Below are 22,343 nucleotides of genomic sequence, written 5' to 3'. Positions count from 1 at the left end.
CCTGACGCGGCTGCCTCAACCCGCCTGTGCCGTGGGTGAGTTGTTGCCGGTGTCGGCACCCTCCGCGGCGCCCGGCGGCAGCACCGGCGGCTCGTACGACTCCAGGTCGAGCGGCCCGGCGTCCGGATCGGGCCGTACGGCACCGAGCAGCGGATTCGACGCGATGGGGGAGACCTTCACGCGGGCCCCGGGGCGCGGGGCGTGGACCACCTTCCCGTCGCCGAGGTACATCGCCACATGGGTCGCCTTCGGGAAGTACACCACCAGATCGCCGGGGCGCAGCTCGCTCAGCTTCACCCTGGGCAGCTCGGCCCACTGTTCCTGGCTCGTCCGGGGCACGCTCACCCCGGCGCGTGACCAGGCCCGCGAGGTCAGTCCCGAGCAGTCGTACGACTCCGGCCCCTCCGCGCCCCACAGGTACGGCTTGCCGATCTGCTCGACGGCGTACGTCAGCGCCTCGCCGCCCTCGGCCGACGGCGCCCGGAGACTCCTGCCGAGGCTCGCCGTGCCCTCTGTCGCGACGGTGTCCCCCGGCGCGCTCGCGGCGTCGCCGAGCGCGCCCGAAGTGATCAGCTTCTCCTGCGCCTTGTCGGTGTCGGCGTCCTCGCGTTCGGCGATGGCCGCGATCTGCTCGGTGGTGAGCGAGGCGAGCATCTTCTCGACGTCCGTCAGCTTCGTCCGGACGGCGTCGCGCTGCCTCTTCTGCTTCGCGGCGAGCGACTTCTGCTCGTCGAGAGCCTTCCGGGACCGGTCGGCGAGGGTGTCGGCGCGCCTCTCGCCGTTGGTGAGCCGCGCGACGGTCGACAGCCGGTCACGCTGCGCACGGTCCATCAGATGCTTCTGATCGAGGGCATGTTGGGGGTCGTCGGAGAGCAACAGCTGCACGTAGGAGGAGAGTTCGGAGGTGCCCTGATACTGCTGACGCGCCAGGCGGCCGATCTGCGCGCGGCTGCGGACCAGCGCCTCGCGGGCGCCGGTGAGCCCCGCGCCGACACTCTTCACCTTGGCCTGCTGGGCGGTGAGCTTCACCTCGGTGGCGTTGTACGCCTCGGTGGCCTCCTCGGCCTGCTGGTACAGCTTCCGCATCTCGGTGAGCAGTTCGGAGACGCTGCGCGGGGCGCCGTCGTCGGGAGCAGGTTCGGCGCCGGCCGGCGCGGCGCACGGCAGCGCCGCCAGGACGGCGAGAGCCGCCGTACAGACGGACCGCAGGAGTCTGCCTGACACACCATCACCTCCGTTTGCGGGACGGCCTGTCCGACCCCAAGGTGATGATGCGGCGTCAATTGCCCGGCTCTGATGTGCTTACCGCACAATTGGGCGAGATGGCGGCATGCCACCACCCCCGGCGGGCCGATATCACGGCCCCCGGCGTGGCGGTTTGCGACCCCCGGCGCGGTGAGTCCGTGGCTCAGTCGACCGGCAGCGCGTAGAACGTGCCGCCGCGCCGGATCACCGTTGTCTTCCCGGCCATCAGCGGCTGGTATGCGGGCGTGGCCACGGCCGCGCCGTCAGCGGCGGGGGAGGGGGCCGGCCCGCCGGCGTTCTGGAACTTCCAGAGCCGCTTGCCGTCCGCCGCCCCGAACGCGGTCACCTGAAGCCCGTCGGCCGACAGCACCGTCCGGCCGCTCTCGCTGAGCGAGATCCGGGGGACACCGGTCCAGGCCGGGCCCTCGGTCGTGCCCTTCCAGCGCTCCATGCCGGAATCGGGGTCGACCGCGTACACCTCCTGGAAACGGTTCGCGACGTAGAGCGTGGAGCCGAGAAGCGTCCCGGTGCCGAAGGCGAACGAGTTCTGCCCCGGCACCCTGGGCGCGCCCCCCTTGCGCCACAGCTGCTTGGCGTCGGCGGTGTCGTACGCGTACAACTGGTCGGCCGCCGCCGCGAACAGCCGGCCCTCCGGGTCACCGACCGAGCCGCCCGTGGGCGGCACCGCGCCGAACGACTTCGACCAGGTCAGCTTGCCGTCGGCCCGGCCGAAGCAGTGGTAGACGGACTTGCCCTTGCCCGCCTTGACCTGGGCGGGCAGCAGCGACTTGGCGTCCTGGCGCACCACAATGTCCGCTTCCCGTACGGCGATCAGCTGGTAGACGGGAGTCAACGGGGCGCGGCCGTTGGAGATCGCGGAGCGCCACAGCTCCTTACGGGTCGTCAGATCGAAGGCGAACAGGAAGGTGCTGACCTTGGCCGCCTTCCCCGTACCGGACGTGTGCGACCCGGTGAACCAGACCTGGCCGTCACCGGTCCCGGCGACACCCGCGACCGTCAGGCCGGGCACGTCGGTGATGCCGTCCGCGTAGTCGACACGGTGCTTGACCGCGCCGGACGCGGTCGAGATCCACAGCAGGCCGGTCGTTCCGGCGACGAAGGCGAGTCCGCCGGAGGCGGGCAGCGCCTGGTGGAGCCCGGCGGCGTCGGGGTTCTGCCAGAGCCGCTTGCCGGTGCGTACGTCCACGCCGGTGGCGCCCGACTCCGTCGTGAGGAGGAGGGTCCGGCCGCCGACGACGGCGGCGTTCAGGATCTCCTCGGCGGCCACCTTGTGCTCGTACGCCCAGAGGGCTTCGGGCGGCAGTCCGGTCAGGCCCTTGGGGGTGTCGTTGCCGGGCTTGCTGTCCGTGTCGTCGGACGGCTCGTCGTCGGCGAGTGCGAGTACGCCCCCGCCGCCGACGACCAGCCCGGCGGCGCCGGCGACGATCCCGGTGATGAGCGCGCGCCGCCCGAGGGGCTGCCCGAGAGACCCCCGCCGCAGCGCGGCGAACCGGCCCGAGCCGGATCCGGTGGGGGCGGCCAGCGGGGCCGGTCCCGGTGGCAGGGCGGGGGGTCCGGGCGGTCCCGGCGGTCCCGGCGGTCCCGGTGGCAGGGGCTGGGCCTGGTGCGGCACCGGGGCGGCGGCCGGGGGCAGGGGGAGCGCGGTCGGCTCGGGCCGGGCGCGGGGCACCGAGAGGGCGGCGGTGGGCCGGTCGACGACACCGCTCTCACTGCCGGACGCGGTACGGGGCCGCCCGATGCGGGTGGTGCGGGTGTCGGGCTCGGCGGGCGTGGCCGGCGTGGCGGGCGTGGTGCCGGGAACGGCGTCCTGCGGTCCGTCCTGCGGCCTGTCGTCCTGCGGACCGTTCTCCGGTCCGCCGTCCGGCCCGTCCAGCGGCGTGTGCAACGCGTCAACTCGGGCGGCCTGTTCGGCGATTGAGGCGGACAGCACGCCGGGCAGCCAGCCGTTCGGTACGGCCGCCGCCGCGGCTGCCGCACCCTCCAGCGCCAGTTCCGCCGCGACGGCCCCGGCCGTCGGCCGCTCGCCCGGCTCCTTCGCCAGACAGCGCGCGACGATCGGCCGCAACTCCTCCGGTACGCCGTCGAGTTCGGCCGTCCCGTGCGCGATGCGTTCGGCCGCCGCGTCGGGCGGCCCTTCGGCGAGGGGCGTCGTACCGGTGGCTGCGTACGCGAGCAGCAGCCCCAGTACGAAGATGTCGGCCGGCGGCCCCGGCACCTCGCCGTCGAGCTGCTCCGGGGTGAGATACCCGAGCCGTACGGACAGCCGCCCGCCCGCCGCGGCCTCGGCCGACGCCGCCGCGCCCAGCGCCCCGAAGGCGGTGAGGCGCGGCCCGTCGGCGGCGAGGGTCACGGTGTCGGGAGCGAGCCCGTGCAGTACGGCTCCGGTCGCGTGGACCCGCGACAGCGTCTCGGCGAGCGCGGCGCCCAGTATCCGCACGGCACGCTCGGGCAGCGGCCCGGCGACGGCGACGGCCTCGCCGAGGGTGAGCGCGGGGACGTAGTCGGTCGCGGTCCAGAGCGTGTCCTCCTCGGACGCGTCCGTACGGAAGTCGAGCAGCGGCTGCACCCAGCCACCGGCCAGCCGCTCGGCGGTCCGGGCCTCGGCCTGGAAGCGCCGTTGGAAGGCGGGCAGCGCGGCGAGGGCGGGGCGGGCCACGGAGACGACGACGGTGGCGCCGTTCGCGCCGTACGCCAGATACTGCACGGCACTCGCCGACTCCCGGTACCGCGCCAGCACGGTGTAAGGGCCGACGAGGCGCGGGTCGTCGTGCTGCAGCGGTTCCATCACGCGAATGCCCCCTGGTGGCTCGGCCGGGAGGTCGTCTCCGGCTCGGTCGATCCTAGGTCGTGTCTGACAAATGGCGCTCTCCGCCCGCGCGCCGGGCGGGATTTGTCCGACACGGCCCAGGCTCTGCCCGTCGGATCCTCGCGGGCCCGAACACTGAAGTGACATCAGCCGCTGCCGCGGCGGGCGGCACCTCACCGCGTTGTGAAGATCCGCTGGGCACGGCCTCAATGGTGCCCGGCACATCCCGTCCGCCGCACGATATGTGACCGGGTACGGCCGGGGAGTTCGGCGATCGGGGTGTCTCCGGATCGTGTCTCCCGGATCGGATCGTGTCTCCCGGATCGTCGGCTCAGCCGCGGTCGGGCTTGGACCAGGGCCACTTGAGCGCGCGGCGCTCACGGCCCTCGGGGACGTACTCGTACTTCCAGCCGCGCTGCAGCCCGAGCCGCTTGCTGTAGCCGGCGGGGGCGCGCCGGTACGCGAACACGGTGGGCGGCCCGCCGGCGTCGTCCGGCACGGGGACCTCGTACCACTTCGGCGGGTGCCCGGTCGTTCCGGTCAGCACGGGCAGGACGCGACCGTCGAGCGGCCCGCCGACAAAAACGGTCTCTTCGCTTCTCACGCCGCAAGTGTCGCGCAGCGCCCGGCCGGGCGCGGACGCCGGTCACCCCTGCGGCGTACGGCTCCCTTCCCACCGCCCGTCCCCGGGCCACCGCCGCGACCAGCGGCTTAGCGGTCGGCGCTGGGCCGTTCGACGGAACCCGGCGGCACGCCTCGGCGCGCCGCTTGACGGTGCGTCTGCCTTTCATGAAGGCCACGGCTCGGTTTCCCGAGCGGGTGACAGACGCCCGCACCGCGCCTAAGGAAGCGGAGATCCCCACCATGCGCGTTGCTCGCATCCTCGCCACCGCAGCCCTGTCCTCCCTGGTCCTGGGCGCGGGTGCGACGACGGCCCAGGCCGGCGGCCAGTCGACCCTCACGGTCAGCCCGAGCCCGGCGACCCCCGGCTCGGCGGTCACGATCTCCCTCAACGGCGGCTGCCAGGCCAGTTCGGTGACGGCCTCGTCCGCGGCCTTCACGGGCTCGGTCACGCTGTCCTCGGGCTCGACGGAGGGCGTCTACCGGGGCACGGCCACGATCCGCAGCGACGCCCGCGCGGGCAGCAACTCGATCACCATCGCCTGCCCGAACGGCGCCCCGTCCACGTTCACCTTCCAGGTCGGCACGACGACCCCGTCGAGGGGTGCCCGAGGCGGTCTGGGCGGCAGCGTCACGGACATGGACGCGACGAAGGTCGCGACGGGAGCGGCACTGGTGACACTGGCGGCGGCGGGCACCACGCTGGTGCTGCGCCGCCGGGCGAAGAACTGAGCCAGGGTGGGCTCGGTGCTGCGGAACCCGTGACGTCCGTCGTACGGTGGGTAACCGTCGATGTCGGGAGCGCCGCATGTCCGCCGAGCACCACCCGGAGTACCCGCGGAAGACGCCGCCCCCGCCGAAGCGGCCGGTGCAGCCCCCACGACCGACACCGGACACGAAGCCGAAGTCCGCCGCGCCGGCCCCGCACGGCCGAGCGCGGATGAGCATGATCAACCGGCGTGCCGCGACCTGGGGGCTGGAGGCCGCCCCGTGGACCGCGGCCAAGGCGTCCAGCGCGGTCGTGGCCAGGCTGCACGACTGGGGCTACACGGCCACGGACCAGGCGGCCCGGGATCTGACCACGCTCCTCGTCTCGACCGCGGTGGCGGACGGTGGGCGGCGCGTGTCCGTGCACCTCGCCGATCAGGACCGCCAGGCGTTGATCGTCGCCCTCAGCCATCAGAGAGGGCTCACCGTCGCGGACGAGACGCTGCTGCCCCAACTCGCCTCCTTGGGCGCGGTGTCGTGCGGTACGGATACCGCGGTCGACGGCCGGCGCCTGTGGGCGGTCCTCGATCTGTAGCCCGCGCGTGCCGTTCCACCGGCCGACACCGGCTGCCCGACGTCGGCCCCCGGCGGACCGGTCCCTCACGCCAGCAGGCCGGACGCCTTCCAGAGCCGCCGTCCCGCTCCCCGCATGACCCCGATGTCGTCCAGGAAGTCCGTCAGGCGCTTCGCGCCCGACTGCATCACCTCTCGGCGGTGGCCGCTGGCGCGGACCTGGGTGACGGCTTCGCGGCGGTCCAGGCCCACGTTCTCGTAGACCTGGGGGTTCACGAAGCAGACCGAGAAGACGCGCGCCGCCTCGCCGGCCGTGAGACGGGTCAGTTCCTGTTCCCAGCGCGGGGACGTGACCATCTGGCGGCGCAACTCCTCCCGGGCGTAGCGGACATGGCGCGCCTCCTCCACCACATGGATCCGAGTCACGCCGCGCACCAGCGTCTGGACGCGCTCGTCCGGGAACGTCAGGCGCTGCATCCAGTCCAGGATCTCCTCGCCCAGGAGCGTCGCGGCGAACGAACCCGGAGTCGTGGACACCGTCTTCAGCAGGCGCGCGACATTGTGGTAGCCGCGGGGCACGGGGTACGCCGGGGCGCCGCCCTTCTGGATCATCCTCGCGAACATCATCGAGTGGCGGCACTCGTCCGCTATCTCCGTGAGCGCGTAACGGACGTGGTTGCTGGTCACCGACTTGTCGTAGATGTGCCTGACCAGCAGCTGCATCAGGATGATCTCGAACCAGATGCCGAGCGAGGCGAGCGACGCCGCCTCGTGGCGGGCCAGGTCCATCCGCTGCTCCTCGGACATCCGCCGCCACAGCGGGGTGTCGTAGAGGGAGATCAGCTCCGGCGGCCAGTACCACTTGCCGTCCTCCGCCGGGGCGTCCCAGTCGAGGTCCTTGTCCGGGTCGAAGGAGTGCTTGGCCGAGGCTTCGAGCAGGCGCTGCGCCACCTGCTCGCGGTCCCGGAGCGGGCCCAGCGCGTCGTGGAGGAGCTGGATGCCGTGCGACTCGGAGGACGGCGCGGAATCCGGCTCGGGGTGGAGTTCGGGGTGGAGTTCGTGCGCTGTTGTCATGGCTGAGGGCACCTCGTGTTACCGGGGGTACGATTCTCGACCCCCTTATGAGACTTCCTGTCAGCAGGTCTCGTCAATCCCCTTCGCACCACTTGTTGACTCGACGTCCAACAGCGTGTGAACCTGCCGAATGTCCATGGTTCATACGGGGGTTGAGGCGAAGGAGCCGCCAATGTCGAGCCGTGATCTCTACGTCCACGCCCCCGACCAGCCCGTCTGGGCCGTCCCCGCCACCGGCGTCGCCCGCTTCCAGTGGGACTACGACGACGGCCGCGAACGCCTTCTCGCCCTCTACCAGAAGGGCAAGGACAAGCAGTGGGACGGCGCGAAGCGCATCGACTGGGAGCTGGAGGTCGACCCGTACGACCCGCTCGGCACCCCCGACGAGGCCATCCCCCTGCACAACTCGCTCCACTGGGCGAAGATGACCGCGAAGGACAAGGGGGAGCTGCGCCGACACTACGCATCGTGGCAGTTCAGCCAGTTCCTGCACGGTGAGCAGGGCGCGATGGTGTGCGCCGCGCGGATCGTCGAGTCCGTGCCCGACCTCGACGCGAAGCTGTACTCCGCCACGCAGACGATGGACGAGGCGCGGCACGCCGAGATCTACGGGCGCTTCCTGCACGAGAAGGTCGGGATGCTCTACCCGATCAACGACAACCTGCAGGGGCTGCTCGGCGACACCCTGCGCGACTCCCGCTGGGACATCCCCTACCTCGGCATGCAGGTCCTCATCGAAGGACTCGCCCTCGCCGCCTTCGGCATGATCCGCGACACCACCGACAAGCCGCTGCCCAAGCAGATCCTGGCGTACGTCATGCAGGACGAGGCCCGCCATGTGGCCTTCGGGCGGATGGCGTTGCGCGACTACTACCGGCAGCTCTCCGACGCCGAGCGGCGCGAACGCGAGGAGTTCGTCATCGAGGGCTGCTATCTCATGCGCGACCGGCTGCGCGGCGTCGAGGTCCTGGAGAACTTCGGCATCCCCAAGGCCGAGGCCGACGAGCTGGCCGAGCGGTCCGAATTCCTGCATCTGTTCCGCAAGTTGCTCTTCAGCCGCATCGTGCCGTGCGTCAAGGACATCGGGCTGTGGGGCGAACGGCTGCAGAAGGCCTATCTCGACATGGGCGTCTTCGACCTCGGCGACTCCAGCCTCGATCTCCTCATGTCGCAGGACGAGGAGATCGCCGAACGCCTCGACCGCGAGAGGTTCGCCGCCGAGGAGCAGGCCAGGGTCGCCGAGGTCGCCGACGCCATCGCTCAAGGGGCCGAGGACGAGGCGGCGACTTCCGCTACGACGCCGGTGTCCCCGTCGTCCGGGTGAACGCCAGCACCAGCTCGGCCACCGCCTCCGGCTCCTCCAGCAACATCGCGTGCGTCGCGTCCACGTCCGCCGTCGCGGCCGTCGGACGCTCGCTCACCAGCGCGGCCAACTCCGCGTTCATCCGCCGCGTATGAGTGCCCATCAGCTTCTCGAACCACTCCATCCCCGGCATCGGAGGCTGCGCCCTGCGCGCCACGACCACGAGCAGCGGGCACCCCAGCCGGCGCATCGTCGGCAGCGGGTCCAGCCCGTCCAGGGCGTCGAGCAGCTCCAGCCACCGGTCCCGTTCGGGCAGCATCTGCCAGCTGCCGTCCGGGAGTTCTCGGGCGGAGGCCCGCGCCGACGCCTCCGCCCGCGCGGCCGAGATGCCGAACTGGCCCGCGTACGCGACCTGTTGCTCCACGTACTCGGGTGGCGCGACCTGCCCGCCCGTCGCCCGCGTCATCTCGCCGACGCGCTTCCGGCTCTCGCGCTCCTCGCCCGTGTAGCTGTCGACGGGTTCCCACCACAGGCCGTCCAGGTTCACCACGCCCGGTGTCACTCCGGGGTGCCGGTCGGCGTACACGGCGGCGAGCATCCCGCCCAGCGAGTGGCCGACGAGGATCGCGTCCGGGACGTCGTACGCGCGCAGCGCCTCCTCGATCGCGGCGACCGCCGCGTCGACCGTCCAGGGTGCGTCGCCGTCGGAGCGGCCGTGCGCCGGGAGATCGGCCGCGAGCACCCGGTGGTACGGAGTGAGGAGAGGTACGGCGGCGTCCCAGTCGGCGAGCGAGCGCCCGGCGCCGTGCAGCAACAGCAGGGGCGGGCCTTCGCCGCCGTGGTCATGGATATGAAGTGGCATGACCCAACCGTAGGCGCGGTGCGGGGCCTTCAAGATCATCCGTCAGGACGAAGGAATCCGCCCCCGTGGCGGTCCATAATGGATGAGGGGCAGGGCCCTCTCGGCGGCTTCCGCGACATCGAGAAGCGCCACGTCCGAGCCGCGCTCCGCGACGAGTTGGAGCCCCACGGGACAGCCGTCCGGTGTGAATCCCGCGGGCAGGCTCGCCGCCGGATGGCCGCTCAGGTTGAACGCCCACGTCAGCGCCGTCGAGTAGACGTCGGGACCCGGACCCTCGTGGCCGTGCGGACGGTTCGGCGTCACGGGGGTGAGCAGCAGCGGCGTACGCGCGAAGTACGCGTCGAGCCGCCGGTCGTTCTCCGCCCGAACATCCGTGCCCGTACTCGCATCCCCGCCCGCTCCGGGGGCACCGCCTCGTATCGCCAGCCACGCCTCGCGCGGGTCGAGCAGGTCGACACGTGCGGCGGGGGCTCGGTCGAGCCGTACGACCCCGGCCGCCACCAACCGGTCCACCGCCGCCCGTACCACCGCTTCCACCGCCGGATCGGTCCGTGCGAAACCGAGATCCGGCGAGTACGTGGCGGACACCGGCACCCCGGAACCGGCCGCCGCCTCCGCCCCCTCCGCCTCGTACTCGGCCGGCCCGTCCAGCACCCACCGCAGAGCGGCCCGCGCGTCCGTCACCCGCCGCGTCAGCACCCCCGCCGTCGCCAGCCCCGTCCGGTCCGGCGACGGCAGCAGCCCGTTCGTCGTCTTCAGACCGAACACCCCGCACCACGCCGCCGGGATCCGCACCGACCCCGCCCCGTCGCTGCCCGTCGCCAGCGGCACCAGACCGGCCGCGACCGCCACCGCCGAGCCCGCCGACGAACCACCGGGCGTGCGGTCGGCGCGGTAGGGATTGACCGTACGACCGTGGGCGCCCAGGCCCCAGGTCTGCCAGTACGTCCCCGGCCCCGGCACCGCCGTCGAACCGACCGGCACCGCCCCGGCGGCGATCAGCCGGCCCGCCGCGTACGAACGGATGCCCGTCGGGCCCTTCACCGCGAACGGCAGCCCCGCCAGGGGCAGTTGGCGGTCCACCGCGCGTGCCCGCTCCAGCGCCTCCGCGTGCCACACCTCGACGAACGCGCACAGCTCCGGGTCGAGCCGGTCGATCCGTTCCAGCGCCTCGGCCACCGTCCACCAGGGAGTCACCCCGACGCCCTTCCCCGGTTGCGGGCTCCCCGAACCACGCCCACGCTTGACGGGCGGCACGGATGTGCCGACGGCGCTGGTGAGAGGCGGGACGACCATGAGGGTGCTGCTGACGGTCCAGATGGACACCGAGAAGGCGAACAAGGCGATTGCGGATCGCACGCTGCCCAACACCCTGAAGTCGGTGTTCGACCGGATCAAGCCGGAGAGCGTGTACTTCGGGAGCCAGGAGGGCATGCGCACCGCCTACGTCGTCTTCGACCTCAAGGACGCCTCCGACATTCCGAGCGTCGCCGAGCCGTTCTTCCAGGACCTCGGCGCCGAAGTGAGCTTCCAGCCGGTGATGAGCCTCGACGACATCCAGACCGGCCTGGGCAAGCTCTGATCTGATCGGGCCCGACGCGACCCGACGCGATCCGACCCGCCCTAGTCGTCCCGCAGCGCCGCCTCCATCACCGCCCGCGCGATCGGCGCCGCGTCCCCGCCCCCGCTGATGTCGTCCCGCACCGCCTCCGCGTCCTCCACCACCACGGCCACCGCCACCGCCGGCCGCCCCGTGCCCTCCGCCTGCGCCCACGAGATGAACCAGGCGTACGGCGTACCGGAGTTGCCCACCCCGTGCTGCGCCGTCCCCGTCTTCCCGCCGACCGTCACACCGTCGATCCCGGCGCTCATCCCCGTCCCGGTGTCCACGACCTCCACCATCAACTGCCGCAGCCGGTACGCCGTCGACGGGGTCATCGCCTGCTCGTACGAGTGCTCGCCCGTACGCGAGACGACATCACCGTCGGCGTCCAGCGTCCGCTCCACCAGATACGGGTACTTGAGATCCCCGCCGTTCGCGACGGCCGCCGCGACCATCGCCATCTGGAGCGGCGTCGCCGTCGTGTCGAACTGGCCGATCGAGGAGAGCGCCAACTGGTCGTCGCTCATCTCCCGGTCGAAGTTGGACACCGCGACACCCGACGGAATCCTCAACCGCCGGTCGTTGAAGCCGAATTTGCCGACCGTCTCCACCATCGAGTCGAGCCCGACCTTCACCCCGAGACCGGCCATCACCGAATTGCAGGACCACTTGATGGCGTACGCCAGCGACTCCTTGTCGCAGCCCCGCGCGTCGTTCGGCAGCGTGGTGCGCGTGCCCGGCAGGACGTACGGCTCCGGGATGTCCGTCGGCTCGTCGACGTCGTCGACCACCCCGGCGTCCAGCGCGGCGGCGGCCGTCACGATCTTGAAGGCCGAACCGGGCGGATACGTCTGCCGGATGGCCCGGTTGAGCATCGGCTGGGCGTACGCGCCGTTGTACCGCCGCCACGCCTCGGCCACCGGCCCGCCCGTGCCCGACAGCTTTCCCGGGTCGTACGACGGGCTGCTGACCAGCGCGAGGATCCGGCCGGACGTCGGCTCGATCGCGGCGACCGCGCCGCGCCTGCCGTCGAGTCCGGTGTAAGCGGCTTGCTGCAACGCCGACTTGACGGTCGTGACGACCTTGCCGCCGGGCTCCTGGGCACGGGCGATGTCGTTCCAGAACGGCAGCGGGGCGAGCATCGGGTCGGTGCCGGCGAGGATGCCGTCCTCGGCGTTCTCCAGGAGGCTGGTGCCGTACGTCTGGGAGGCATAGCCGGTCACCGGCGCGTACAACGGGCCCTGGGTGTAGGTGCGTTCGTAGCGCAGTTGCTGACCGGTGTCCTTGGAGCCGGTGACGGCCCGGCCGTCGACGAGGATCTGGCCGCGCGGCTGCTCGTAACGGTCGATGGTCTTACGGCGGTTGGCGGGGTTGTTGTCGAGGGAGTCGGCCTGGATGACTTGGATCCGGGCCGCGTTGACGAGCAGCGCGACGAGGAGCAGCAGACAGAACGCGGCGGCGAGACGGATATGGCTGATCATCGCTCGCCGCCGCCCGGCGCGGATTCCGACGAGGACGGTCCGGGGCCCGTCGGCCGTACCGTCACCACCGTCGGCGCGATCACGCCCGTCTCCACCGTCTCCGGGCGCGGCCTGCGCGCCGAGTCGCTGAGCCGGATGAGCAGCGCCACGATGACCCAGTTCGTCACGACCGACGAACCGCCCTGCGCCAGGAACGGCATCGCCATGCCGGTGAGCGGGATCAGCCCCGTCACCCCGCCCGCGATCACGAACACCTGGAGCGCCACGATCGACGCCAGACCGACCGCGAGCAGCCGCCCGAACGGGTCGAGCAGAGCAAGCCCGGTGCGGTAGCCGCGGGCGACGAGCAGCGCGTACAGCAGGAAGATCGCCGTCAGCCCGATCAGCCCCAGCTCCTCGCCCGCCGTGGCGAGGATGAAGTCGGACTTGGCGGCGAAGCCGATCAGTACGGACCGGCCGAGCCCCAGCCCCGTACCGAACATGCCGCCCGCCGCGAACGCGAAGAGGGACTGGGCGAGTTGGCCGGGACCGTCGCCCGCGTCGATGGAGGCGAACGGGTCGAGCCAGTCCTGGACCCGGCTGTGCACATGCGGTTCGAGCCAGCCGACGGCGACCGCGCCGACCCCGGCCAGCACCAGCCCGACGGCGATCCAGCCGGTGCGGCCCGTGGCCACGTACAGCAGGATCACGAAGAGTCCGAAGAAGAGCAGCGAGGTACCGAGGTCCCGCTCCAGGACCAGTACGAGGACGCTGAGCAGCCAGATCGCGACGATGGGGCCCAGTACCCGGCCGGTGGGCAGCTGGAGCTTCCAGATCCTGCGGCCGGTGTACGCGAGCGCGCTGTGGTTCGCCGCGAGATAGGCGGCGAAGAAGACGGCGAGCAGGATCTTCGCGAACTCGCCCGGCTGGAAGGAGAGTTCGTCGATCCGGATCCAGATCCGGGCGCCGTTGACGGCGGGGAAGAAGATCGGCACGGTCATCAGCAGCAGCGCGGCGACCACCGACAGATACGCGTACCGCTGGAGCACCCGGTGGTCGCGCAGGAGCACGACGACGGCGATGAACAGCGCGACCCCGAGCGTGGACCAGATGAGCTGCGCGGGCGCGTCCCGCTCGCCGGGGGTCGACAGGTCCAGGCGGTGGAGCAGCACGAGCCCGATGCCGTTGAGCAGGACCGCGATCGGGAGCAGCAGCGGATCCGCGTACGGGGCGCGGAACCGCACCGCGAGATGCGCGACGAGGGCGAGCAGACCCAGCCCCGCGCTGTGCGTCAGGGCGTCGGGCGGGGCGGCGTCGTCGCGGGCGAGGCCGACGGCGACGTAACCGAAGACGGAGATGAGGACGGCGCACACGAGGAGCGAGAGCTCGACCCCGCGCCGCTTGCGGAGACGTAGTTCGGGCGGGGGAGAGTCCGCCGTCGTTGCGGTCATGGAGCGCAACGTAGCAACCCGACATGCCTTATGTCCGGTTATGTAAAGACATGAGGCATGTCGGGTCAGGTCAGGCTTCGCGCGGCGTCAGTATCGGCGCGGCGTCAGCACCAGCGGGGCGCCTGGCCGATGTTGTCGATGTACGCGGCCGAGCCCCAGGCCCAGGTGCCGTCCGTGAGGAGGTACCAGCGGTTGTTGCCGTTCACGTTGTCGCCCCGCGTCTTGCAGAAGATGTGCACGATCTCGCCGTACGCGGCGCTGCCGATGACCCGGCTGCTGCGGGTGGGCCTGTCGCGCAGCAGGAGCCCGGTCCTGGCGATGACGCGGCCCTTGTACTCGCGGGGGGCGGAGGTGGCCGCGGCCTCGTTCTCGGCGGTTTCGGCGGACTCGGTGACGCCCGTGCCGCCGGCCTCGGTGGCGTCGGCGGGCGCCGGGCCTTCGGTGGGGGTGTCGACGTGGCCGTTCCAGCTCACGGGCGGCGGGGTCGGAACCGCCGCCAGCGCGGGCGTCGCCGTCAGGGCCGCGACGGCGACGGCGAGGGCGGCGGCGTACGGGCCGAAGGAACCCCGGAGGCGCGGGGCAGAGGAACGCAGGGAACGCTGGGACATGCGTGACTCCTGATGTTCGGGAAGGGGGCGAGGAGTCGACGGAGAACTGCTCGACCCTCGCCCGATTTACCCTAGTTTCGTCACATTCTGTCCGCAACCGTAACTCTGCGTGCTCCGCCCGTCGTCAGCGCTGGTACGGGTTGCCGCCCTGGCCCGGCTGCTGCCCCTGGCCGCCCTGGCTGAACGGGTTCCCACCGCCCGGCTGACCGCCCTGGCCGCCCTGCGTGCCCTGCGCGAACGGGTTGGCGCCGTGCTGCTGGCCGCCGCCCTGCTGGGCCTGCGTCGCGCTCTGCGCGAGCAGCTGCTCCGCCTGCTCGTTCGGCACCTGGTGCTCCACGCCGCAGAACGTGCACTGCGTGTAGTGCTTCGTCGAGTACGGGAACAGCGGCACGAAGAAGAGCGTGAACTTGGAGACGCGCTTGCGCAGCGTGTGCGCCGACGGATTGCCGCACTGGCCGCACACGAGCGTCAGTATCGCCAGCTGGTAGATGTAGCCCTTGGTGCCGAAGATGATCATGCGTGGTTCCTTCTCTGCTTATGACGCTTCACGGCGCCCCGTCACGCTCATGATTGGCGTACCCCTATGGTGCCTGCCGCTGACGTCAACTGTCAGGGCAGACGTCCCGCACGGTTGAGATTGATGAGCGGGCCGAGAAGATCCCCGTACCGCTCCAGCCGCCCCGCGATGTCACCGACGCGGAAGACCAGGTCCTCCGGCGCCGCGCAGTTCCCCACCTCTTCCCAGGACACCGGGGTGGAGACGGTCGGTTCCGTACGGGCGCGCACCGTGTACGGCGCCGCCGTCGTCTTCGCCGCCGAGTTCTGGCTGTGGTCGACGAAGACCTTGCCGGGGCGCAGCGCGCGGGTCATCCGGTGGACCACCAGCCGCGGCAGCTCGGCCTCGGCCTCGACGGCGAGCGACTTGGCGTACGCGGAGACCTCGGGCGACGGCGTCGGCTCCAGCGGTACGAGCAGATGCAGGCCCTTCGAACCGGACGTCTTGGCGTACGCGCTCAGCCCGTCCACCGCCAGCCGTTCGCGCAGCCAGAGCGCGGCGGCGCAGCACTCGACCACGGTGGCGGGCTCGCCGGGGTCCAGGTCGAAGACGATGCGGTCGGCGCGGGCCGGGTTGTCGACCTGCCACTGCGGGGTGTGGAACTCCACCACCAGGTTCGCCGCCCACATCAGCGTCGCGAGGTCCTCCACCAGCACCTGCTTGGCGATCTGGCCCGCCGACCGCGGCACCGCCGCCGTACGCACCCAGGAGGGCGTGCCCGGCGGCGGATTCTTGGTGAAGAAGCGCTCGCCGGCGGGGCCGTCCGGGTAGCGGAGGAAGGAGACGGGGCGGTTGGTCAGATGGGCGAGCAGGGCGCCGGCGGATGTCGCGCAGTAGTGCAGCAGCTCGCCCTTGGTGGTGCCGGTGGCCGGGTAGAGGACCTTGTCCAGATTGCTGAGCGCGATCCGCCGCCCCTCCACCTCCGCGATTGGCGTCATACGATGAGAATCCCACGAATTCGGATGTAAGGGATTAACCGTGCGATCCATATGGAACGGCGCAATCTCCTTCGGTCTGGTCAGCATCCCGATCAAGCTGGTGAACGCCACCGAGAGTCACTCGATCTCCTTCCGGCAGATCCATTTGGCGGACGGCGGCCGAATTCGTTACCGGAAGGTCTGCGAGCTGGACGAGGAGGAGGTCACGTCCTCCGAGATCGGCAAGGCGTACGAGGACGCGGACGGCTCGATGATCCCGATCACCGACGACGACCTGGCGCAGCTCCCGCTGCCGACGGCCAAGACGATCGACATCGTGGGGTTCGTGCCGGAGTCCTCGATCGATCCGCTCCAGGTGGGCTCGGCGTACTACATCGCGGCGAACGGGGTGCCCGCCGCGAAGCCGTACACGCTGCTGCGTGAGGCCCTGAAGCGGAGCGAGAAGGTCGCGATCGCGAAATTCGCGCTGCGCGGGCGCGAGCGGCTGGGCATGGTGCGGGTGCTCGGCGATGTCATCGCGCTGCACGGGCTGCTCTGGCCGGACGAGATCCGCCAGCCGGAGGGGGTGGCACCGGAGACCGAGGTGAGCATCCGGGACGCCGAACTGGACCTGGCAGACGCCCTGATGGACACGCTCGGCGAGGTCGAACTGGAGTCGCTGCACGACGACTACCGGGAGGCCGTCGAGGAGCTGATCGCCTCCAAGGCGGGGGGTGGCGAGCTGAGGGCGCCGGAGGGTGCGGGGGAGCGGCGCGGGGGCAAGGTCCTGGACCTGATGGCGGCGCTGGAGGGCAGTGTGCGGGCGGCGAAGGAGTCGCGGGGCGAGGGCGGCGGGGATGGCGATCACGCCGAGGTGACGCATCTGCCGACGCGCAAGAAGGCGGCCGGCGCGAAGAAGGCCACGTCGAAGGCCACGTCGAGGACGGCGTCCAAGACGGCGGAGAAGAAGACGCCGGCCAAGAAGGCAGCGGCCAAGAAGACGGCGACGGGCAAGACCGCCGCGAAGAAGACGACGGCGAAGAAGACGACAGCGAAGAAGGCTCCGGCGCGGAAGCGCTCCGCCTGACGGGCGGTCGGCAGCACGGGCCGTGTGGGCGGCTCGTCAGGCGGACAGGCCCCAGGCCGTGTCTGACGGATCCGGCCTGGCGCGCGGCGCCCGGACGCGCGCTCTCCCCCCGCGGCCCTTCGGGCACGCGAGGTGCCCCCTGCGTTGTCGTCAGTCGCCCACGTGCGGTCGGGCCATCTACAACGGCGATCCTCCGCGCTTTGCGGTTGCACGCGACCGGCGGCGAGACACCTGACGCCGCGCGCCCCGCCCTGCGGGCGGACGGCGCTACTTGTCAGACACCGCCTAGCGGCCGGGCACTTCCCGCAAGGTGAAGTCGTCGGACAGCGGTGTGTTCAGCGCGTTCAGCGCGGCGACGAGCTTCTTCTCCTCGTACGTGAAGTGCGACTCCACCAGTGCGACGAGACCGTCCAGTTCACCTCGCACGCGACGTGCCTCGGCGTCGTCCGGGACGGGGCTGATGCCGTCGAGCAGAGCCTGGAGCCGGCCGAGGATGGCGGTCACCATGTGGTGGTCCTGCGCGAGCTGCTCCAGTACGGGGGCCAGTTCGGGGAACTGCCGCGCCAGTGCCGGGAAGACGTTGTCGTCCTCCGCCGTGTGGTGCCGGGTCAGGGCCGAGCAGAACGCGAGGCAGTGCGCCCGCAGTTCGCGCGGGCGCTCGCCGCTGCCCGCGAGATAGTCGTCGACGTCGTCCTGTAGCCGGGCCAGCTCCTCGCGGAGCCAGATGTGCACATCGACCAGTTGATTGCCGAACGCCGCGAGGCGGTCGCCCGGCGCGTTGTCCCGTGCGTTGTCCGGTACGGCGGAAGTCCCCATGCCCGCATCGTAATCGTCCGCGCGCTATGGATTCTGTTGGATTCTGTGCGACAGACCCTGGCGGATCCGGTGGATTCTGACGGACAATCCGGGGCGCGGGCGCCCCTTCAGGCTCAGCCCTGTCGTCACCAACTCGCGCCCCGTGTTTGCCCGTTGGGCCCGGCTCCGAGTGAGAGGGACAAGCGATGACGAACAGCGGACCAAGATCAGCGAATCGATGGCGCGCCGCCTGTGCGACCGCGCTCGCGGGGGTGCTCTGCCTGGGGACCCCGGCCGCCGCCCAGGACGGCGCGAGCAACCCCAGGCCCGGCGGCGCCGCCTGGACCGTGTCCCGTGGCGGGCCCACCGCCGACGTACGGCTCGACCCCGCCGCCGGCTCCGTCACCCTCGCCGTACGCGACGGGAACCGCGTCCTCGTCGAGCCCTCGCCCGTCGGCATCGTCACCGAGGACGCCGACCTGACGCGCGGGCTGCGCCTGGTGGAGCGCGCGGACCGCCGTATCGCGGAGCGGTACACCACCGTCGTCGGCAAGGAGCGGCGTCGCACCGTCGATATGGCCGAGTCGCGCTTCACCCTGGAGGGCGCGGGCGGGGCCCGGGTCGACCTGGTCGTGCGCGCGGCGGCCGACGGAGTCGCGTACCGCTACGTGCTCCCGGCGGGCAACGGCGGTGGCGCCGTGCGGCGCGAGGCGTCCAGCTTCGTGCTCCCGGGCGACGCGCCCGCCCGGCTGAGCGACTACTCGGTCAACTACGAGCAGCCGTACGACGGTTCGACCGCCGCCGGCGCGGAAAGCGGACAGTACGCCTACCCGGCACTGTTCCAGGTGGGCGACGACCACGTACTGCTCACCGAGGCCGACGTCGACGGCCGCTATCCCGCGAGCCGTCTCACGCACACGGCGGGCAGCGGCCGCTACGACGTGGCGCTGGCCGACCCCTCGGTGCCCGTGCCCTCCGACGGGCCGCTCGCGACCCCCTGGCGGACCGTGATCGCGGGCGATCTGGCGACGGTCACCGAGTCCACGCTCGTGGACGACCTGGCACCGCCCTCCCGCGTCGCGGACACCTCCTGGATCCGCCCCGGCACCGTCGCGTGGTCCTGGCTCGCCGGATTCGGGGCGGCGCAGCGCAGCCTGGAGACCCAGCAGCGCTTCGTGGACTACGCGGCGGCCCACGGCTGGGAGTACTCCCTGGTCGACGACGGCTGGAACACCACCGACTGGATGCCGCAGCTGATGGAGTACGCCGAACAGCGCGGCGTGGGCGTCCTGTTGTGGATGCACTGGACCGATCTCGACACCGCCGCCGAGCGCACCGCCCAGCTCGACAAGGTCAAGAAGTGGGGCGCCGCCGGGCTGAAGATCGACTTCATGGACTCCGACTCGCGCGAACGCATGGGGTGGTACGACGAGATCCTCGGGGAGACCGCCGACCGCGAGCTGATGGTCAACTTCCACGGCTCGACGCTCCCGCACGGCATCCAGCGCACCTGGCCGCATGTCATGTCGATGGAAGGCGTGCACGGCGCCGAACAGGGCAATGTCCAGGCCGACGACATGGCGACGCTGCCCTACACCCGCAACGTGGTCGGCTCCATGGACTTCACCCCCATGGGCTTCCAGTTCGGGCAGCGCAACAACACCGAGGCCGCCGAGCTGGCGCTCTCCGTCGTGTACGAGTCCGGGTTCCAGAACTACGCGGGCAGCGTCGAGGCGTACCGCTCCCGGCCCGAGGTCGCCCGGTTCCTCGAACAGGTCCCGACCGTCTGGGACGAGAGCCGGCTCGTCGCCGGGACGCCCGGTGCGGGGGTGACCTTCGCGCGCAGGAACGGCGACCGGTGGTTCGTCGGCTCGGTCAGGGCGGGTGACGGCGGTACGGAGCGGGTGCCGTTGACGTTCCTGGGATCCGGCTCGTGGCGGGTCGATGTCGTACAGGACGGCGAGGCCGGTCTGGTCAGAGAGAGTAAGGTGATGACCCGTCAAGACGCGATCACGGTGCCCGTGTTGGCGGACGGCGGCTTCGCCGCACAGATCTGCCGCGCCGTGCCGGGCCGCGACAGCTGCGACCTGCCGGTGGACGCCGTACCGGTCGGCACGCTGTCCGTCACCCCCACGAAGGCCGACGCCCGGCCGGGCACGACGGTCGATGTCGCGGCGAGCTTCGTGCTGGACGAGGCGGGCCCCGCCGAGGAGGTGACACTGAGCGCCCGTACACCCGAGGGCTGGGCGGTCGACGGCGCCGGCGCGACGGCGGACGAACTGGCCGACGGCGCCGAACTGACGGCGTCCTGGCGGCTCACGGTCCCCGCCGACCCGGCATACGGGGCGACGGAGATCCCCGTCACGCTGACCTACCGGAACCCGGACGCCGCACCGGCCGCGCCGCCGCTGACGGTCGAGCGCACGGTGCGTGTCTTCGTGGCACGCGAAGGCACGGTGTACGTCAGCTCGTTGCCGTTCACCGCCGAGAAGAACGGCTGGGGCCCGGTCGAACGGGACCTCTCCAACGGCGAGAACGCCCCGGCCGACGGCGGCCCGCTGCGCCTCGGCGACACGACGTACGACAAGGGGCTCGGCGTGCACGCGCAGTCCGAGGTGACCATCGACCTGAACGGCGCGTACGACCGCTTCGCGGCCCGGACCGGCATCGACGAGGAGAAGCCGGACAAGGGCTCGGTGACCTTCGAGGTGCTCGGCGACGGCCAGGTCCTGGCCCGCAGCGGCGTCCTGGGCCCGACGGACGCGCCGTACGCGTTCGACGTCGACGTCAGCGGGGTGCGGCAACTGACGCTGCGCGTCACGGACGGCGGCGACGGCATCGACTCGGACCACGCGGACTGGGCGGACGCGCAACTGCGGGAGAAGGGCGCGTAGAGCGGCACACCGTCCGGTGGTTGAGGGGTGCCCTCAACCACCGGACGGGCCGGACCGCTCCGGCCACCGCCGGGCGTACGCGCCCCCGCCCGTCGCCGCCGGCGCCGCGTTCATCGCGCCACGTCGTCCGGTACGAAGACACTCAGCCGGTACGTGCTCGGCAGCAGCGTCCGGCCGCAGAACTGGTCGAGCCGGAATCTGGACGGGTCCCGCACCTCGTGGTCCGCCATGCGGCGTCGGATCTCGGTCCGCCATGCCGCCTCGTCCGTGGTCTCGAAGACGACCGTCCAGCGCCCCGGGCCCAACTCGGCCGCGGAGGGTCCCCGTTGCCGCTCCTGGCTCCTCTTGCGCTTCCGTTGTCCTGGCATACGTCCAGCATCGCAATTCCGTGCCCCGCCGACAATTGCGGGCCTATGCCACTCGAATAGGATTCCACCTCAGTGTCACCACCGGCAGCACCGTAAACATCGACTGAATCGACTGAGTGGAGAGCCAGGTATGCGTGGAGGCAGCGTCGCCGTCGTCGGCGGCAGCATCGCGGGGTGTGCCACAGCCCTGGCCGTGTCTCGCGGCGGAGCCGAGAAGGTCACCGTCTTCGAGCGGGCCGACGCCGAACTCCGCGACAGGGGAGTCGGAATAGCCCTCCACAGCGACCGGTACGCGGAGCTCGAGAGCGCCGGATACGTGGCCGCCGAGATGCCGTGGGCGCCGCTGACCCGGCGGGTGTGGAGCGTGCGGGACGGCGAGGCGGAGTACGGACGGGCCGTCGGCGAGCAGCCGTTCCCGTTCCGCGCCTACAACTGGGGTTCGCTGTGGAGTGAGTTGCGGCGCCGGGTGCCCGAAGAGGTCGACTACCGGTCCGGCGCGCTCGTCAAGGCCGTCGAGCCCGACTCCGACGGCGTCACCCTCCAACTCGCCGACGGGCAGCGGGAGCGCTTCGACGCCGTGGTCGGCGCCGACGGCTACCGTTCCGTCGTGCGCGACGCCATGTTCCCCGGCCTCAGCGCGACGTACGCCGGCTACATCGGCTGGCGCGGCACCTCCGCCGACGTCGCCGACCTCCCGTCCGACGGCAACGACGCGCACAACGTCGTCTTCCCCGGCGGCCACTGCATGATCTACCGCATCCCGGACGGCGTCGGCGGCCACCGGCTCAACTGGGTGCTCTACACCTCCCCGCCCGAGTCCGAGGGTCTCCACGCGGACCTGAAGACGCCGACGTCGCTGCCGCCCGGCCGGCTCAACGAACAGCTCACCGCCCACCTCCGGGCCCTGGTGGCGGACAACTTCCCGCCGTACTGGGCGGCCCGGGTGCTGCGTACGCCCGCCGAGACCACGTTCATCCAGCCCATCTACGACCTGGAGGTGCCGCAGTACACCTCCGAGCGGATGCTGCTCGTCGGTGACGCCGCCAGCGTCGCCCGGCCGCACATCGGCGGCGGCAGCGTGAAGGCGCTCCAGGACGCCACCGCCCTGGAGGCCGCCGCGGTGGCCGGGGGGAGCTTGAAGGAGGTCATGGAGGCGTACGACACCAACCGGGGCGCCGTCGGCGCCTCACTGGTCGCGCTGGCCCGCAGGATGGGCAGCGCCCAGGTCGAGCACACCCCGGACTGGAGCGCCATGCGGCAGCCGGAGTTCGACGCGTGGTGGCAGGCACAGAACAGCGGCTCCGACCGCAACAGCGGCTTCGGCGGGCACCAGTTGAAGCGCTAGCCGACTGAAGGAACGTCAAAAGGCGCCGGGCGGACCGCACCTGCGG

At 71.6% G+C, this 22,343-nt stretch carries 20 protein-coding genes; 7 read left to right on the top strand and 13 right to left on the bottom strand.

Going from position 1 to position 22,343, the window contains the following annotated elements:
• Positions 1-15 precede the first annotated feature (15 nt).
• From ACFT9I_RS33845 to ACFT9I_RS33835, 3 genes are all read right to left on the bottom strand, one after another.
• Positions 16-1,224 carry an NlpC/P60 family protein gene (locus tag ACFT9I_RS33845; RefSeq protein WP_382570863.1) on the bottom strand — a complete coding sequence of 403 codons (1,209 nt, stop codon included), beginning with the start codon at positions 1,222-1,224 and terminating at the stop codon, positions 16-18.
• A 184-nt stretch (positions 1,225-1,408) separates the two neighbouring features.
• Positions 1,409-4,051, bottom strand: coding sequence for a PQQ-binding-like beta-propeller repeat protein (locus ACFT9I_RS33840; RefSeq protein ID WP_382570903.1), 2,643 nt, complete (start codon positions 4,049-4,051; stop codon positions 1,409-1,411).
• A 352-nt stretch (positions 4,052-4,403) separates the two neighbouring features.
• Positions 4,404-4,676, bottom strand: coding sequence for a hypothetical protein (locus tag ACFT9I_RS33835; RefSeq protein ID WP_382570861.1), 273 nt, complete (start codon positions 4,674-4,676; stop codon positions 4,404-4,406).
• 260 nt (positions 4,677-4,936) lie between these two features.
• Here ACFT9I_RS33835 and ACFT9I_RS33830 point away from each other — a divergent pair, with 260 nt between their 5' ends.
• Together ACFT9I_RS33830 and ACFT9I_RS33825 are read left to right on the top strand one after the other, a co-directional pair.
• Positions 4,937-5,425: a hypothetical protein gene (locus ACFT9I_RS33830; protein WP_382570858.1), complete on the top strand. Its 489-nt coding sequence runs from the start codon at positions 4,937-4,939 to the stop codon at positions 5,423-5,425.
• A 76-nt stretch (positions 5,426-5,501) separates the two neighbouring features.
• Positions 5,502-5,996 (top strand): hypothetical protein, encoded by a 495-nt coding sequence (locus ACFT9I_RS33825; protein WP_382570855.1) that lies wholly within the window; start codon positions 5,502-5,504, stop codon positions 5,994-5,996.
• 65 nt (positions 5,997-6,061) lie between these two features.
• On the opposite strand, the gene ACFT9I_RS33820 is transcribed toward ACFT9I_RS33825, so the two are convergent.
• Positions 6,062-7,048 (bottom strand): diiron oxygenase, encoded by a 987-nt coding sequence (locus ACFT9I_RS33820; RefSeq protein WP_382570853.1) that lies wholly within the window; start codon positions 7,046-7,048, stop codon positions 6,062-6,064.
• Between the two features lie 172 nt (positions 7,049-7,220).
• Between ACFT9I_RS33820 and ACFT9I_RS33815 the strand changes: the two genes are divergently transcribed.
• The gene (locus ACFT9I_RS33815) at positions 7,221-8,372 is read left to right on the top strand and encodes a ferritin-like domain-containing protein (protein ID WP_382570850.1); all 1,152 of its coding nucleotides are present in this window, start codon (positions 7,221-7,223) and stop codon (positions 8,370-8,372) included.
• Here the strand turns inward: ACFT9I_RS33815 and ACFT9I_RS33810 are convergent.
• Together ACFT9I_RS33810 and ACFT9I_RS33805 are read right to left on the bottom strand one after the other, a co-directional pair.
• Positions 8,341-9,213 (bottom strand): alpha/beta fold hydrolase, encoded by an 873-nt coding sequence (locus ACFT9I_RS33810; protein WP_382570847.1) that lies wholly within the window; start codon positions 9,211-9,213, stop codon positions 8,341-8,343. The genes ACFT9I_RS33815 and ACFT9I_RS33810 overlap by 32 nt on opposite strands.
• Before the next feature lie 42 nt (positions 9,214-9,255).
• Positions 9,256-10,392: an amidase family protein gene (locus ACFT9I_RS33805; protein ID WP_382570902.1), complete on the bottom strand. Its 1,137-nt coding sequence runs from the start codon at positions 10,390-10,392 to the stop codon at positions 9,256-9,258.
• A 115-nt stretch (positions 10,393-10,507) separates the two neighbouring features.
• Between ACFT9I_RS33805 and ACFT9I_RS33800 the strand changes: the two genes are divergently transcribed.
• Positions 10,508-10,795, top strand: a complete 288-nt coding sequence (locus ACFT9I_RS33800) for a hypothetical protein (protein ID WP_382570844.1) — start codon at positions 10,508-10,510, stop codon at positions 10,793-10,795.
• 41 nt (positions 10,796-10,836) lie between these two features.
• Here the strand turns inward: ACFT9I_RS33800 and ACFT9I_RS33795 are convergent, their stop codons facing one another.
• From ACFT9I_RS33795 to ligD, 5 genes are all read right to left on the bottom strand, one after another.
• A complete protein-coding gene (locus ACFT9I_RS33795; protein WP_382570841.1) occupies positions 10,837-12,297 on the bottom strand; it encodes a penicillin-binding transpeptidase domain-containing protein in 1,461 nt (486 codons plus the stop codon).
• A complete protein-coding gene (locus ACFT9I_RS33790; protein WP_382570839.1) occupies positions 12,294-13,727 on the bottom strand; it encodes an FtsW/RodA/SpoVE family cell cycle protein in 1,434 nt (477 codons plus the stop codon). The genes ACFT9I_RS33795 and ACFT9I_RS33790 overlap by 4 nt, the downstream gene beginning before the upstream one ends.
• Positions 13,728-13,831: 104 nt before the next feature.
• Positions 13,832-14,335 carry an SH3 domain-containing protein gene (locus ACFT9I_RS33785; RefSeq protein WP_382570837.1) on the bottom strand — a complete coding sequence of 168 codons (504 nt, stop codon included), beginning with the start codon at positions 14,333-14,335 and terminating at the stop codon, positions 13,832-13,834.
• 124 nt (positions 14,336-14,459) lie between these two features.
• The gene (locus tag ACFT9I_RS33780; RefSeq protein WP_382570835.1) at positions 14,460-14,852 is read right to left on the bottom strand and encodes a zinc-ribbon domain-containing protein; all 393 of its coding nucleotides are present in this window, start codon (positions 14,850-14,852) and stop codon (positions 14,460-14,462) included.
• Between the two features lie 92 nt (positions 14,853-14,944).
• Complete coding sequence (gene ligD, locus ACFT9I_RS33775; protein WP_382570833.1) at positions 14,945-15,829, bottom strand: non-homologous end-joining DNA ligase; 885 nt, start codon at positions 15,827-15,829, stop codon at positions 14,945-14,947.
• Positions 15,830-15,869: 40 nt separating this feature from the next.
• Between ligD and ACFT9I_RS33770 the strand changes: the two genes are divergently transcribed.
• Complete coding sequence (locus tag ACFT9I_RS33770; protein WP_382570830.1) at positions 15,870-16,895, top strand: Ku protein; 1,026 nt, start codon at positions 15,870-15,872, stop codon at positions 16,893-16,895.
• Positions 16,896-17,180: 285 nt separating this feature from the next.
• On the opposite strand, the gene ACFT9I_RS33765 is transcribed toward ACFT9I_RS33770, so the two are convergent.
• A complete protein-coding gene (locus ACFT9I_RS33765; RefSeq protein ID WP_382570828.1) occupies positions 17,181-17,711 on the bottom strand; it encodes a hemerythrin domain-containing protein in 531 nt (176 codons plus the stop codon).
• A gap of 185 nt (positions 17,712-17,896) precedes the next feature.
• On the opposite strand from ACFT9I_RS33765, the gene ACFT9I_RS33760 reads away from it, so the two are divergent.
• Entirely contained in the window at positions 17,897-20,584 is a 2,688-nt protein-coding gene (locus ACFT9I_RS33760) for a glycoside hydrolase family 97 catalytic domain-containing protein (protein ID WP_382570825.1), read from the top strand.
• Between the two features lie 110 nt (positions 20,585-20,694).
• Here ACFT9I_RS33760 and ACFT9I_RS33755 read toward each other — a convergent pair whose 3' ends face one another.
• Positions 20,695-20,952: a hypothetical protein gene (locus ACFT9I_RS33755; protein ID WP_382570822.1), complete on the bottom strand. Its 258-nt coding sequence runs from the start codon at positions 20,950-20,952 to the stop codon at positions 20,695-20,697.
• A gap of 130 nt (positions 20,953-21,082) precedes the next feature.
• Here ACFT9I_RS33755 and ACFT9I_RS33750 point away from each other — a divergent pair, with 130 nt between their 5' ends.
• On the top strand, positions 21,083-22,297 hold the full coding sequence (locus tag ACFT9I_RS33750; protein WP_382570819.1) for an FAD-dependent monooxygenase: 1,215 nt from the start codon (positions 21,083-21,085) through the stop codon (positions 22,295-22,297).
• The last annotated feature ends 46 nt before the right edge of the window (positions 22,298-22,343 follow it).

Origin of the sequence: Streptomyces sp. NPDC057137 (genome assembly GCF_042670825.1) — a bacterium.
Classification (GTDB): domain Bacteria; phylum Actinomycetota; class Actinomycetes; order Streptomycetales; family Streptomycetaceae; genus Streptomyces.
Note: the sequence above shows the minus strand (reverse complement) of the source record. Positions and strands in the feature narration are given on the sequence as shown.

Coding starts and splice junctions, on each gene's coding strand:
- ACFT9I_RS33790 (WP_382570839.1), bottom strand. CDS start 13,727: ATGACCGCAACGACGGCGGACTCTCCCCCGCCCGAACTACGTCTCCGC.
- ACFT9I_RS33755 (WP_382570822.1), bottom strand. CDS start 20,952: ATGCCAGGACAACGGAAGCGCAAGAGGAGCCAGGAGCGGCAACGGGGA.
- ACFT9I_RS33765 (WP_382570828.1), bottom strand. CDS start 17,711: ATGGGGACTTCCGCCGTACCGGACAACGCACGGGACAACGCGCCGGGC.
- ACFT9I_RS33820 (WP_382570853.1), bottom strand. CDS start 7,048: ATGACAACAGCGCACGAACTCCACCCCGAACTCCACCCCGAGCCGGAT.
- ACFT9I_RS33750 (WP_382570819.1), top strand. CDS start 21,083: ATGCGTGGAGGCAGCGTCGCCGTCGTCGGCGGCAGCATCGCGGGGTGT.
- ACFT9I_RS33830 (WP_382570858.1), top strand. CDS start 4,937: ATGCGCGTTGCTCGCATCCTCGCCACCGCAGCCCTGTCCTCCCTGGTC.
- ACFT9I_RS33795 (WP_382570841.1), bottom strand. CDS start 12,297: ATGATCAGCCATATCCGTCTCGCCGCCGCGTTCTGTCTGCTGCTCCTC.
- ACFT9I_RS33780 (WP_382570835.1), bottom strand. CDS start 14,852: ATGATCATCTTCGGCACCAAGGGCTACATCTACCAGCTGGCGATACTG.
- ligD (WP_382570833.1), bottom strand. CDS start 15,829: ATGACGCCAATCGCGGAGGTGGAGGGGCGGCGGATCGCGCTCAGCAAT.
- ACFT9I_RS33815 (WP_382570850.1), top strand. CDS start 7,221: ATGTCGAGCCGTGATCTCTACGTCCACGCCCCCGACCAGCCCGTCTGG.
- ACFT9I_RS33840 (WP_382570903.1), bottom strand. CDS start 4,051: ATGGAACCGCTGCAGCACGACGACCCGCGCCTCGTCGGCCCTTACACC.
- ACFT9I_RS33785 (WP_382570837.1), bottom strand. CDS start 14,335: ATGTCCCAGCGTTCCCTGCGTTCCTCTGCCCCGCGCCTCCGGGGTTCC.
- ACFT9I_RS33825 (WP_382570855.1), top strand. CDS start 5,502: ATGTCCGCCGAGCACCACCCGGAGTACCCGCGGAAGACGCCGCCCCCG.
- ACFT9I_RS33800 (WP_382570844.1), top strand. CDS start 10,508: ATGAGGGTGCTGCTGACGGTCCAGATGGACACCGAGAAGGCGAACAAG.
- ACFT9I_RS33760 (WP_382570825.1), top strand. CDS start 17,897: ATGACGAACAGCGGACCAAGATCAGCGAATCGATGGCGCGCCGCCTGT.
- ACFT9I_RS33810 (WP_382570847.1), bottom strand. CDS start 9,213: ATGCCACTTCATATCCATGACCACGGCGGCGAAGGCCCGCCCCTGCTG.